Origin of the sequence: Candidatus Thiosymbion oneisti (assembly GCF_900092655.1) — a bacterium.
In the GTDB taxonomy this organism is placed as follows: Bacteria; Pseudomonadota; Gammaproteobacteria; order Chromatiales; family Chromatiaceae; genus Thiosymbion; species Thiosymbion oneisti.
This window is the reverse complement of sequence record NZ_FLUY01000536.1, coordinates 19,410-31,438: the sequence shown is the minus strand read 5'-3', so window position 1 is coordinate 31,438 and position 12,029 is coordinate 19,410. Positions and strand designations below refer to the sequence as shown.

The window sequence follows — 12,029 nt, the reverse complement described above, 5'->3', positions numbered from 1 at the left end:
TTTCCGGCCCATTTAACGCCAGGACGCAATGGCGCCAAGACGCAAAGATTCTTTGTTCTTTCTTGGCGTCCTTGCGTTTTTTCGCAATTTCCGTTTTTTCGCGAACTGAGCCACTACCGATTTCGCAGGTTCCGGGACGACCCAGCCCCAAAGGGGTTATCATTTCCAGTTGTGCCCGGGTCACCGTCGGCGCATCCCGATCCTTCCCGCAGAGAACGAGGACATGGCCGAAGAACGATTGACCAGAGAGGAGGACGCCGTTCTCCAACAGCAATATCTACGTGCGCTGAGCTCCTTCGAAGGCATCATCCTCAGCCAGATCGATATCAAGAATAAGCTCGGCGCCCGTCTCAACTATAGTATCCAGGCCGGCCTCATCATCCTGGGCGCGATCGCCATCTCGATCCTGGTGTTGCTGCTGACCCTGAGCGCCCAGATCAACCGGATCTCGGCCATTGTAAGCGACATGAACATTCATTTGACGTCTGTGGCCGAGCAGATGCACCGGACTCGCGGGCATATCATCAATATGGAGCAGCGGGTTGCACTGATGGAGGATATCCAAGGCATGACGGGAACCCTGAGCAGGGCGATGGAGGTCATCGACTCGGACATACGCTCGATGCGGGAGATCGTCCACGGCATCAACCGCCATCTGGCCACGGTGCGCAAAAACGTCGGGAATATCTCGGTGAACATGGACATTATGAACCACGAGATCCAAGCCATGTCCCAGCAGGTGCACCATATGGCCAAGCCTGCCCGCTCCATGAACAAAATGTTCCCGTTTCCATAAAGAGAACCACGGATGAACACAGATCGACACGGATGGAGACCAATCCGTGTCGATCCGTGGTTCGAGATGATCGTTTGTTAATGAGAACACCCCCTAGTACCCCATTTCTGCATATTTTGCATATAGCCTGTAGGGTGGGCTGTGCCTGCCACTCCCGCGCTTAGCTGGTGGGCTCGGCCCAGAGAACCTAAAGTAGGGTGAAACTAGGTACTAGGCATCCTTGCCCCACATGGCCGTCTTGAAATTTCCAAGGCGGCCTTCAGGAGGGAAGCTCGACTATGAGAGAAGATCCCAGGCGTGCCATCGTTCAGGTCATTGCCCGGCTTGGGCGGGAGACCCAGCTCCATCTGGACGAACGCTACCGCCATTTTCGTATCACCGATGCAATCATCATCGTTACCTCCGTGCTGCTGGTGATCCTGGCAGTCTTCAACGTCTACTATGTCCGGGTCCTGTACGAAGACCTCAATGGTATCGTCGCCAATATGGACGACATGCACGACCACCTACGCACTGTCGATGAGGACATGGGTGCCATCACCGAACGGATGCACGCCTTCGACGAGCACATCGGCCACATGGAGCCGATTCACGCGAACATGGCGGCACTGACCAAAGTCATGCCGAGGATACGGACGAATATGGACTCGGTAACCCGGGATATGGCCGGCATCGAGCAGAGTATGGGCCTCATCGGAGAGGGAGTGGGCATCATCGACCAGCGCGTCTATCTCATGACGGGCGGGGTTGCGACCATGCGCCAGAACGTACGCCAGATTGCACATCCCTTCGGGCGTATGGGCTCTTTCCTGCCCTGATCCGGCCTGCCCTGATCCGGTTAGTAGGTTAGGATGCAATGCCATTAAGTTAAGCCTCAGGTAGTGGTAAATTTTAAAGTGGTAGAGTACGGAATTACTGCCAACAGCACTGACCACTTCGCCCCCCCTCCCTCCGGGAGAGGGCCGGGGAGAGGGGATCAAATTAAAGAAATGGGGCATAATGAACTGCTCTACGCTAACCATTTTTCAGTTCAACGCTCTTAAGGAAGCACAACCCATGTTCAAAATAACGACAACTGCCGCTCAGCAGGTCCTAAGCACGGCCAAGCAGGGTGGAACCGAGGAGCTGCCGCTGCGCCTCGCAGCCCACCAAAAGCCGGATGGCTCTGTCGACTACCGCATGGGTTTCGATGACGCCACTGACGAAGACATTCGTATCTCGTCGGAAGGAATCGATATCGTCATGGTTCCCGAGTATGTCCCCCTGTTGGCTGAGGCGACCATGGATTTCGTGGAGATCGAGCCGGGGCAGTTCCACTTCATCTTTCTCAATCCCAAGGACGCCAACTATAGCCCACCGGATGCAGACTGATATTGCCTCGGTTTTGGTTGTTGGTACGGCAGTGTCGAAATACCGACCACATTGCGACCACATTGATTCGGTGCTTCTATTGGGAATTACTTTTCCCAAGGTTTTGTCAAAGGCACGGTTGGGAAACAACCCGGCATTACCCGGTCCGACGACTATTTCATGGAATGAATAGCCATCGTCTTTGAAGTCTATTCGTGGACCCGGAAATAGCAGGTCAGGTCGGGCAGATCGACCTCCTGCGGTATAAGTCGGACCCGGCTATTCAGCTCGGGATCCCCGCGCAGCCTCACCCGCGCTTCCATGGCAAGCTCCGGAATCAACACCACTGCCTTGCGCTCACCCTTATCGACCAGTACCCCTTCCCCTCGCCACCGTGAATTGGCGCGTAAGTAGACCAGCTTCCAGTGCTGATTGGAGAGCCGTTCAGCACGCCGCACGGTGGCGGCGGCTATCTCCGCTTCAGCGGTACGCTTGGTGACCTGTTGGGTGTCGAGCAGCTGGCTTCCGGCCAGCCAGGCCCGGATCTGCTGATGCACCAATAGATCCGAGTAACGACGCAACGGGCTTGTCGCCCGAGTGTAGCGGGCCAGCCCCAGGCCGAAGTGGGGCTCCGGGTTGCCGGTGAGCCGCGTCGGTTTGAAACGCCGACGGTAGGCATACATAGCCGCCAGGTCGGCAGGCTGCTCGACCTTGTCCGGCGCCGCTTGGGTCGCAAACGGGATCGGAATCTCCCGTTCCAGGCAGAATCCGGCCGCGGCCTCACCGGCCATGAGCATGGTGTCCGTTACCAAGAGGCGGCTGCACAGCCTTGGCAGGGGTCGAATATTGACCTCGCCGTCGCGTACCCGCACGCTGACCTCGGGCAGCTCGATAGCGGCGGCGTTCTGTGCGGTGCGGCGCGTGCGAAAACGCTCGGCCAGGACGTTCAGTTGGGCAAAGGGCGGCTCTGTGAGCCGTTGCTCGACGGTCTCGTAGGTCAGCCGTTCAACCCGTACCCAGGTGGCTCGGATCTCGATATCCGTCAGCTCGCCGGCCTCCCCGCACCGGAAGCCGAAGGATAGGGCGGGAGAGACGGGGTGCAGACCGAGCCCCAGGTGTTCCGTCACCGCCTGGGGTAGTATCTTGACCGTCCGCTCAGGCAGGTACTGGTTGGCACCCCGAGCACGGGCCTCGCGATCTGGATCACTGTCCGGCGCCACCAAGGCGGCCACATCGGCCACATGTACCCAGATCCGATCGCCGTCCAGGCTCAGGGCATCATCCGGATCCTGGTTGCCTTCATCGTCGATGGCATAGGCGGGCAGCTGGGTCAGATCGAGACGTTCTTCATGCGAGAGGTCCGGCACCGGTAGATCCGGATCAGCAACCGGCAACCGGTTTCGTTCCGGGTAGGGATTGTAATCCTGGGACCAATAACCGATCCGGATCAGGGCCCGGTGCGCGTTCTGCACCGTCTCCTGATAACCCAGGGCCCGGAGAATGCGGCTGCCGGCGGTTTCACCCCGGGCCAAGCGCACCACCTCTTGTAGGCGTTCCCCATCCTGCGGTGTCGGACGGGCCTGCCGCAACCGTTCCAAAAACTCGTTCCAACTGCGTTCGGCGGCGGTCTTGGCTTCCCGCTCGGCCTGGTCGTGCGCCACCTCTTGGTGCGTTCTGACTCGCACCGCCTCCGGCGTACCCTCGAAATAGAGGCCCTCCGCCACCAACTGCCAAGCGGTCCAGGCCGTTGCCGGAGAGAACTCGCCGAACATCAGCTCGGCAAGCTCGCCCAGATTGGTTTCGTTCCCCTCCAGCAGCTCCCGGGTCTCGGCGAGTTCGCCTTCCCGCGGGCCGAGATCGGCCAGGCTGTGCAATGGTCCGGGGTGCAACAACCTGACATCCTTAGGGCGCACCCGCTTGAGTTGTCCGCCCTCGAGCTCGATATCGATCTTGTCACCGAGCGCCAGGACGCGCGCGGGCCGAACCTTGTAGAGCACCAGGCTGTCTGGCCGCAGGGTGGCTTGATCTTGTGCCAAGGCGCCGAAACCTCCGGTACGCAGATTCTGTCAGGACCTACCGGATTATAGATCCGTTTTTTTGAGCAGGTTTGGCTGTTTTTTATAAAGGCCGTTGACAGTTATCCGAGCGCGGGCGGTTGTGAGGCTTTTTTGTGCTGACCGGGTGCGGCGAAGAGGAATCGTGGGCGTAGGGTGGGCTGTGCCCACCGAGGAGACCCGATATTGGTGGGCACAGCCCACCCTACGAATCGCGCGAATCCGCACGCATCAATTTTCGCGTAGATTCGTCGTTTTCTTACTGCTTACGCCTGTGTGGTTCAAACCGTCCTGCCGCTGTCGCAGTGCTTCGTAGAGGCAGATCCCCGTGGCCACGGAGACGTTCAGGCTCTCCACCGTCCCCAGCATGGGGAGCCGTACCAGCAGATCGCAGTGCTCCCGGGTGAGGCGCCGCAGCCCCTTGCCTTCACCGCCCAGGGCCAGGGCGAGGGGGCCGGTGAGATCGGTCTCGAACAGATCGGTCCCTGCTTCGGCGGTCGTTCCGATCAGCCAGATGCCCCGTTCCTTGAGACTTGCGATGGTGCGTGCGAGGTTGGTGACCTGAACATAAGGGACGGTCCGCGCGGCGCCGCTGGCGACCTTGCAGGCGACCGCGGTAAGGCCGACCGCCTTGTCCTTGGGCGCAATCAGGGCTTGCACGCCGGCTGCGTCGGCGGTGCGCAGGCAGGCCCCCAGGTTATGGGGGTCCTGAACGCCGTCCAGGATCAGCAACAAGGGGGGATCTTGGGTGTGGTCGAGGATGGTGCCGAGAGCCGCTTCTCCACGGGCCGCCGGGGTATGGACCCAAGCCAGCGCGCCTTGGTGATTCACACCCTCGGCCACGCCGTTCAACTCATCGCGCATCACCCGCCGGACCGCAACGCCCGCCTGGTATGCCAACTCGGCGACCTCAGCCAGGCGTCGGTCGCGACGCCGGTTCTCCAACCATACCTCCAGGACGCCCTCACCGCCGTGCTGCAACGCGGCCCGAACACTGTGGATACCCACGATGGGGATTGGATTATTCGAGCTCATTCTATTTACTTACGCCCAACGGGTATACAATTGTATGGGACGTGACCCCCCATGCCGTCGGATAAGAGGATTATTTCATGCAGACCGCTAAAGAGATTATCGATCACCTATCCGACCAGGTATCCCGGGATGACCTCATGTATGAGAGCTATGTGAAGCAGAAGATCGAAGAAGGTCTGGCCGACATCGAGGCAGGTCGTACCGTCCCTCACGAACAGGTCAAGGCCGAACTCTTGGGCGATGGTGATTAAATGGTCGCAGCAAGCCAGGGCCGATATCCGGAACCTGAAGGCTTACATCGCCAAGGATTCCCCGTATTACGCCCGGCGCTTCACGGAACGGATGAGGCTCTTTATGGATTCCGGACTGCTTTGGAGTGCGCCGGCAAAGCGGCGCGGCTGCATCGAACCTCAGCTATGGGGGATACCAGCGGCGTTGGCCGGGAATCCGGGCTCTGAGCACTACGCGCGCCGCGGCGACGGCGCTTTCCCCTGGCCGCAACACCGGTGTTGGAGACGGATGCAGCGCCAAATCCAAAGCGGCGGCGGGCCCGTGTTCCAGGCCAACGCTGTGGTGACATCGGGCATCGCGGATTCTGGTCGGTACTGAAGTCAGGGTGCCGCCGCACTCCAAAACCTCCGGTAGTACCTTCCATGAGCGTGAACAGTCCGGAATCCATAAAGAGCCACGGATGATTGCCGCCGTGGAGAAATTGGCGGATTTTCCAAAGATGGGACGAGCGGTGCCGGAGGCCGAGGGCCGGGAGGATGTTCGGGAGCTGATCTATCAGGACTACCGTATCCTCTACCTGATCCAACCCGAGCGTCTCTTCGTCGTCGCCGTTATCCACGGTAGCCAGGATTTGTCAAGGAAGGAAAACAAGCCTTGGGATGATGGGTGGTGGCAAATCCCATGAGATTATGGATTCGTTTTAGGTACAAGCTACGAATCACGGACATTGCACGAGCGGAATACAGTTGGCCTTGATGATCTCCCGAAACCGTGCATCGGTGTCGGCCCAGTCCAGGACATCGACCCGAAACGGCAGATCGCTCTCTTCGAAGGCCTCTTGCAAGGCCTGCCGGGAAGGGGATGGCAACGGGCGGTCTCCCATGACCACCAGATCCAGGTCGGAATAACGCCGAGCCTTGCCGGTAACCCGTGAGCCGAAGGCCCAGACGCTACGGTCCGGTACCAACCGGTGCAGAATGTCCCGGACCATGGCTGCATGCCGCGGTCGCAGGTCCAAGCGGTTGCTATCCATGACGGGCCTGCAAGCGGGAGAACAGGTCTGTGGCGTCCTGCGCAAAACGCGGCAGGACGGCGAACACCTGCTTGGCTTTCCGCTCATCGTAGGAATGGGAGGTCAGGTTACGCTTTTCGCGATAGTCGAACCAAGCCGCCACGTCGGCTATCAGTTGGCGTTCGCCCGCCACCCGGATCAGCTGCTTATAAGACCAGGTATCCAATTCCGCCGGATTGGCGAGTTCCTCGCGCAATTGTCGCTTCAGCATCTTCCAGGACAGCTCGAAGCTGTATTCGAAACGCTGAATACAGGCGTCGCGCAGCTCTTCGTCTTCGGTGGCCGCGAGTGCGCGCACCAAGGCCCGGTCGAGACTGTTCAGGGCCTTACCCAAGGGAGCAAGGTTCAGGGTCGTCATGAGGGAATCCGGACCGGCTCAAACCTTGTGCTTACGCTTCTTGCGACCACTTTGCCCGTGCGGCGCCAAGACAAAATCGATCTTGCGTTCGTCCAGGTTTACCGCCGCCAATCGAACCCGCAGCCGATCGCCGAGACGGTAGACCGTGCCGGTGCGTTTTCCCGTGAGCCGGTGCCCGACCGGGTCGAAGTGATAGAAATCGTTGTCCAAGGCCGTGATGTGCACCAGGCCGTCCACGTGGATCCGGTCGAGCTCCACGAAGATGCCGAAGGAGTTGACGCTGGTGATGGTGCCCTCGAATTCCGCACCGATCTTGTCCTCCATATATTCGCACTTGAGCCAGGACTCGACGTCACGGGTGGCCTCGTCGGCACGGCGCTCGGTGCCGGAGCAGTACTCGCTGATGCGCCGCAGGTCCGGCTTGGGGTAGTCGAAATCCGCTGCGGCCCCCCCCGCCAGCACATGCTTGATGGCCCGGTGGACGATCAGGTCCGGGTAGCGGCGAATGGGGGACGTGAAATGGGTGTAGGCGGGATAAGCGAGCCCGAAATGGCCCGCGTTTTCCGAGCTGTACATGGCCTGCTGCATGGAACGCAACAGCACGGTCTGGATCAGGCGTCGATCCGGGCGGGTCCGGACCGCGTCGAGCAGGGTCGCGTAATCCTTTGCCGTGGGTCGCTTGCCGCCGGGCAGGCGCAGGGACAACTCGGCGAGAAATCCCCGCAGGTCGCTCAGCTTCTCCTCCTTGGGCGTTTCGTGGATGCGGTACAGGGCCGGCATCCGCTGGCGCTGGAAGAGCCTGGCGGCGGCCACATTGGCCGCGAGCATACACTCCTCGATGATGCGGTGGGCAAGGTTGCGCACTAGGGGGCGAATCGCCAGGACACGGCCTTGCTCATCGAGCTCGAAAGAGGTCTCGGTGGTGTCGAAATCGATGGCCCCGCGCCCCGTCCGCGCCCCATGGAGGGCCTGATAGAGGGCATAGAGCGCGTGCAGGTGAGGCAGCAGCCCCGAACAGCGTCGGCGCAGCTGCGGGTCGCCGTCCCCGAGCAGGGCCGCCACCTGGTCGTAGGTGAAACGGGCGTGAGAGCGCATCACCGCCGCGAAGAAGCGGGATCTGGTGACCTGCCCTGCGCGGTTCACGTACAGCTCGCAGGCCATGCATAGCCGATCGACATCGGGATTGAGGGAGCAGAGCCCGTTGGACAAGACCTCCGGCAGCATGGGGATCACCCGGCCCGGAAAATAGACCGAGTTGCCTCGTTCGCGGGCCTCCGCGTCCAGGGCCGTACCCGGTTCCACATAGCTGGAGACATCGGCGATGCAGACCAGGAGCTTCCAACCCTTGGGTTTGGGCTCGCAGTAGACGGCGTCGTCGAAATCTCGGGCATCGGCCCCGTCGATCGTCACCAGAGGCAGCCGGCGCAGATCGACCCGCCCATCCTTGGTCGCAGCCGGGACCTCGGTCTCCAGATCCGCGATCTCGGCTTCCACCGCCGCCGGCCACTGCACCGGGAGGTCGTGGGTGCGGATCGCGATGTCCGTCTCCATCCCCGGAGCCATGTGGTCACCGACCACCTCCAGGATCTTCCCGATGGGTTGGGTGCGCTTGGTGGGCTGGTCCGTGATCTCGGCGACGACGATCTGGTCCTGACCGGAGCCGGCGATCCGGTCGCTGGGGACGATGATGTGATGGGTCAGACGCTTGTTGTTCGGGACCACGAAACCGATGCCGCTCTCCTGATAAAAGCGCCCGACCACCGTGTGCGTATTGCGTTCCAGCACCTCTACCACCGATCCTTCCAGTCGCCCCCGGCGGTCCTGACCGATGATCCGCACCACCACCCGGTCGTTGTGGAACAGGCCGCGCATCTGTCGTGGGTAGAGATAGACATCATCGCCGCCATCGTCCGGCTTGACGAAACCGAAGCCGTCCGGATGGCCGATCACCCGGCCCGCGATCAGATCCTGCTTGTTTACCAGGCAGTAAGCATCCCGGCGGTTGGGTACCAACTGCCCGTCCCGCACCATGGCACCGAGACGGCGCTGCAAGGCGACGAGCTCCCCCTCGTCGCGAATGTCGAAGGTGGCGGCGATCTCGCTGAAGGTGAGTGGAACGCCGGCCTCGGTGAGGGTCTCGAGGATGAACTCCCGGCTTGGGATGGGATTGGAATACTTCTTCGCTTCGCGCCGACGGTGGGGGTCCGCAGCCCGGGACCTTGCCTGCTTGGGTCTTGCCACGATGGCGTTTTTCCATTCCAAAATAAAGAGTTAGAAGCTGTCTGGTTAAAACGGATCCGAGCGTCGTGTTGTTCTCCCAGACGTTTTCTCACGCAGCTTAACGCAACCTATACTTAGAGACGAGGTCCGCGCGTGCAGGCTGCACGGGGGATCATGTGGGTGTAGGTTGCGTTAAGACGCCGGCACTGGCCTGGCCGTAGACCAACGAGCCGTTGGGCGTCGAACGCAACACGTCCGGTCCCCCAAACAGCGCCAAATCATTCAGGATTGCTTTTAACCAGACGGCTTCTTAGTGTACGTTGACAAGCCCCTTTTGTCTCACTAGCATGACAAGCCCTCTCCGACCGGATCGGGTAACGCCTTTGCGGACCACCTGCCGAGGTGGCGGAATTGGTAGACGCGCTAGTTTCAGGTACTAGTGGGCGAAAGCCCGTGGAGGTTCAAGTCCTCTCCTCGGCACCAAATCGACTGCCCGAGTCGTTTTTCCCTCTTCGTGAGCATGGATGGGGATAAACTACGAATCACACGTATCCACACGAATTTCCGTGCTCAACCACCTTACAGTGTCGTGTTGCGTTACGCCGCGTTCGGCGCCGTGCCCCCCGCAGCCTTTCCCCGCGCGGCTAACGCAACCTACACCCAATCAATACCATATCAATACCAATGAATCCTCCCCGCCCCAAGGGGGTATCAATTGGATGGAAGTCTTTTTTCTCGCCGCAAGCGGCGGGGAATTTGACCCAGAGAGATTAAAAAGTTAGCTGCTGACCGCTGGTCGTGGTCGATCAGGATGCGGAAGAGAAAACGACGAATCGGCGTGAATCCATTCGCGCCGATTCGCGTGATTCGTAGCTTCTCCTCTTTTTTTGTCGTCCGGTAATGGCATTGACACCCATATTACCCCCCGCGCTGTCGGCCCACGCGGACCTCGCTTTGGGTGTAGACGCCTTCTCGGGCAATACCAAACTATACTGCCACACGGAACAATCTGCGCATTTCACTCCCTCTCCCTCCGGGAGAGGGCGGGGTGAGGGGGAAATTCAAAAGCTCGGATTGTGCCGTGTGGCAGTATAACGCCGAACAGCGGGTTCGGTGGGCACAGCCCACCCTACAGCCGGCATCAACTTGTTAATCGATAAGGAATTTATACCTGCTTGCCCTAGCGACAGGGCTAGCATATGAGGACCCGCTTATATTAGAATCCGTTGACTAACGGATCATCAGAGCGTAATATCGCCGCCCAATTTATCGGGGGTCGGCTGAGAATACAGCCAGGGTTTCGACGGCGGCTAGTGGGTCGGGACCTAATACCAGGTTGGGGAGAGCAGGTCGGAGCGATATTCCCCACAGGTGGCAGGGTTCCCATTTATCGGTGGGGGAGTATATTGAGTGGCCGGTATATTGGCCCGGGTCGCCCGGAAACCACTGTCGGGAAACCACCGTCGCGCCGACGACCGCCGAGTGCCGGATCCGTCGGTTGAGAACTCAATGCGATGCACGCCGCGGGTAGCGAGGCCCGCGCCGACGACCGGCGCAAAATGATACGATTTCTTATTCTGACACTTATCGGTTAAAGACCTGGAGAAACAGCCCAATGGCCATCGAAAAGCACCATACACCGATGCTCGATCAGTTGGAAAGCGGCCCCTGGCCGAGCTTCATCTCGGGTATCAAGCGGCTGCGCGACGAGCATCCGGACGCACGCATCAACCAGGTAACCAACAGTCTGCTGGGCCAGTTGGAGCACTCCTACGAGACCCGCAAGGGTTATTGGAAGGGCGGCACCGTCTCGGTGTACGGCTACGGCGGCGGCATCATTCCCCGGTTCTCCGAGGTCGGAAAGGCCTTCCCCGAGTCCAAGGAATTCCACACCCTGCGCGTCCAGCCGCCGGCCGGTAACCACTATACCACCGATATGCTGCGCCAGTTGGCTGACAGCTGGGAGAAGTACGGCTCGGGTCTGGTGACCTTCCATGGTCAGACCGGCAACATCATGTTCATCGGCACCGACACCGAAAACACCCAGCACTTCTTCGACGAGATCAACGACTATGGTTGGGACCTGGGCGGTGCCGGTCCCTGCGTGCGCACCGCTATGTCCTGCGTCGGTGCCGCCCGCTGTGAGATGTCCTGCACCAACGAGCTCAAGGCCCATCGCCTGCTGGTGAACAACTTCACCGACGATGTGCATCGTCCGGCCTTGCCCTACAAGTTCAAGTTCAAGGTCTCCGGCTGCGGCAACGACTGCCAGAATGCCATCGAACGGGCGGATTTCGCCGTCATCGGCACTTGGCGCGACGACATGAAGGTCGATCAGGAGGAGGTCAAGAAATACTTCAAGACCAAAGGCCGCCAGTACCTCATCGACAATGTCATCACCCGCTGTCCTACTCAGGCATTGACCCTGAAGGACGACGACACCCTGGTGGTCAACAACCGCGACTGTGTGCGCTGCATGCACTGCCTGAACGTCATGCCCAAGGCCCTGCATCCGGGCGACGACAAGGGCGTGACCATCTGCGTCGGCGGCAAGCGCACCCTCAAGATCGGCGACCTCATGGGCACCGTCATCGTTCCCTTCAAGAAGCTGGAGACCGAGGAAGACTACGAGTCCCTGGTCGAGCTGGCCGAGGAGATCATCGACTTCTGGGCCGAGAACGGCCTGGAGCACGAACGCTGCGGTGAGATGGTCGAACGCATTGGCCTGGCCAACTTCCTCGACGGTATCGGCATCGAACCCGACCCCAATATGCTGAGCCACCCGCGCCAGAGCTCCTACGTCCGGATGGACGATTGGGACGAGGCGGCACAGGAGTGGTTCGAGCGTCGGGCCGAGGCCGCTGCCTAATCCTGCGGGCCGGCGCGGGGATAGTACAGATGCGTGCAATGACT

The 12,029-nt window shown here is 60.3% G+C and carries 12 protein-coding genes and 1 tRNA gene; 7 read left to right on the top strand and 6 right to left on the bottom strand.

All coding sequences use genetic code 11. The features are described 5' to 3' along the window. On the bottom strand, nucleotides 1–184 hold a 184-nt coding region (locus tag BQ17_RS22405), incomplete at its 3' end, for a hypothetical protein (RefSeq protein WP_218068112.1). 39 nt (nucleotides 185–223) lie between these two features. Here BQ17_RS22405 and BQ17_RS05415 point away from each other — a divergent pair. The 3 genes from BQ17_RS05415 (at nucleotide 224) to BQ17_RS05405 (ending at nucleotide 2,167) form a co-directional block, all read left to right on the top strand. Continuing rightward, a complete protein-coding gene (locus BQ17_RS05415; RefSeq protein WP_089724982.1) occupies nucleotides 224–796 on the top strand; it encodes a hypothetical protein in 573 nt (190 codons plus the stop codon). Between the two features lie 278 nt (nucleotides 797–1,074). Continuing rightward, nucleotides 1,075–1,614, top strand: coding sequence for a hypothetical protein (locus tag BQ17_RS05410; protein ID WP_089724980.1), 540 nt, complete (start codon nucleotides 1,075–1,077; stop codon nucleotides 1,612–1,614). Between the two features lie 238 nt (nucleotides 1,615–1,852). Further along, nucleotides 1,853–2,167, top strand: coding sequence for a HesB/IscA family protein (locus tag BQ17_RS05405; RefSeq protein ID WP_089724985.1), 315 nt, complete (start codon nucleotides 1,853–1,855; stop codon nucleotides 2,165–2,167). Nucleotides 2,168–2,355: 188 nt separating this feature from the next. Here the strand turns inward: BQ17_RS05405 and BQ17_RS05400 are convergent, their stop codons facing one another. After that, nucleotides 2,356–4,182: an RNB domain-containing ribonuclease gene (locus BQ17_RS05400; RefSeq protein ID WP_089724978.1), complete on the bottom strand. Its 1,827-nt coding sequence runs from the start codon at nucleotides 4,180–4,182 to the stop codon at nucleotides 2,356–2,358. A gap of 249 nt (nucleotides 4,183–4,431) precedes the next feature. Then, complete coding sequence (rlmB, locus tag BQ17_RS05395) at nucleotides 4,432–5,235, bottom strand: 23S rRNA (guanosine(2251)-2'-O)-methyltransferase RlmB (RefSeq protein WP_089724976.1); 804 nt, start codon at nucleotides 5,233–5,235, stop codon at nucleotides 4,432–4,434. 77 nt (nucleotides 5,236–5,312) lie between these two features. Between rlmB and BQ17_RS21510 the strand changes: the two genes are divergently transcribed. Together BQ17_RS21510 and BQ17_RS05385 are read left to right on the top strand one after the other, a co-directional pair. After that, the gene (locus BQ17_RS21510; RefSeq protein ID WP_165741538.1) at nucleotides 5,313–5,486 is read left to right on the top strand and encodes a hypothetical protein; all 174 of its coding nucleotides are present in this window, start codon (nucleotides 5,313–5,315) and stop codon (nucleotides 5,484–5,486) included. A 440-nt stretch (nucleotides 5,487–5,926) separates the two neighbouring features. Next, complete coding sequence (locus BQ17_RS05385) at nucleotides 5,927–6,151, top strand: type II toxin-antitoxin system RelE/ParE family toxin (RefSeq protein WP_089724972.1); 225 nt, start codon at nucleotides 5,927–5,929, stop codon at nucleotides 6,149–6,151. A 33-nt stretch (nucleotides 6,152–6,184) separates the two neighbouring features. Here BQ17_RS05385 and BQ17_RS05380 read toward each other — a convergent pair whose 3' ends face one another. From BQ17_RS05380 to rnr, 3 genes are read right to left on the bottom strand one after another with little or no spacing between them, the layout of a single operon-like run. After that, nucleotides 6,185–6,499, bottom strand: coding sequence for a nucleotidyltransferase family protein (locus tag BQ17_RS05380; RefSeq protein WP_089724971.1), 315 nt, complete (start codon nucleotides 6,497–6,499; stop codon nucleotides 6,185–6,187). Next, a complete protein-coding gene (locus BQ17_RS05375; RefSeq protein ID WP_089724969.1) occupies nucleotides 6,492–6,896 on the bottom strand; it encodes an HI0074 family nucleotidyltransferase substrate-binding subunit in 405 nt (134 codons plus the stop codon). The genes BQ17_RS05380 and BQ17_RS05375 overlap by 8 nt, the downstream gene beginning before the upstream one ends. A gap of 18 nt (nucleotides 6,897–6,914) precedes the next feature. Next, nucleotides 6,915–9,137: a ribonuclease R gene (rnr, locus tag BQ17_RS05370; protein WP_089724983.1), complete on the bottom strand. Its 2,223-nt coding sequence runs from the start codon at nucleotides 9,135–9,137 to the stop codon at nucleotides 6,915–6,917. A gap of 375 nt (nucleotides 9,138–9,512) precedes the next feature. Here rnr and BQ17_RS05365 point away from each other — a divergent pair. Together BQ17_RS05365 and dsrA are read left to right on the top strand one after the other, a co-directional pair. Beyond that, nucleotides 9,513–9,599: transfer RNA gene (locus BQ17_RS05365), tRNA-Leu, on the top strand. Nucleotides 9,600–10,731: 1,132 nt separating this feature from the next. Then, nucleotides 10,732–11,985: a dissimilatory-type sulfite reductase subunit alpha gene (gene dsrA, locus BQ17_RS05360; RefSeq protein WP_089724967.1), complete on the top strand. Its 1,254-nt coding sequence runs from the start codon at nucleotides 10,732–10,734 to the stop codon at nucleotides 11,983–11,985. Nucleotides 11,986–12,029 lie beyond the last annotated feature (44 nt).

Bases quoted from the DNA above. Each gene is read 5' to 3' on its own strand.
- BQ17_RS05380 (WP_089724971.1), bottom strand. From the start codon at position 6,499: ATGGATAGCAACCGCTTGGACCTGCGACCGCGGCATGCAGCCATGGTC.
- rlmB (WP_089724976.1), bottom strand. From the start codon at position 5,235: ATGAGCTCGAATAATCCAATCCCCATCGTGGGTATCCACAGTGTTCGG.
- BQ17_RS21510 (WP_165741538.1), top strand. From the start codon at position 5,313: ATGCAGACCGCTAAAGAGATTATCGATCACCTATCCGACCAGGTATCC.
- BQ17_RS05375 (WP_089724969.1), bottom strand. From the start codon at position 6,896: ATGACGACCCTGAACCTTGCTCCCTTGGGTAAGGCCCTGAACAGTCTC.
- dsrA (WP_089724967.1), top strand. From the start codon at position 10,732: ATGGCCATCGAAAAGCACCATACACCGATGCTCGATCAGTTGGAAAGC.
- BQ17_RS05405 (WP_089724985.1), top strand. From the start codon at position 1,853: ATGTTCAAAATAACGACAACTGCCGCTCAGCAGGTCCTAAGCACGGCC.
- BQ17_RS05410 (WP_089724980.1), top strand. From the start codon at position 1,075: ATGAGAGAAGATCCCAGGCGTGCCATCGTTCAGGTCATTGCCCGGCTT.
- BQ17_RS05415 (WP_089724982.1), top strand. From the start codon at position 224: ATGGCCGAAGAACGATTGACCAGAGAGGAGGACGCCGTTCTCCAACAG.
- BQ17_RS05385 (WP_089724972.1), top strand. From the start codon at position 5,927: ATGATTGCCGCCGTGGAGAAATTGGCGGATTTTCCAAAGATGGGACGA.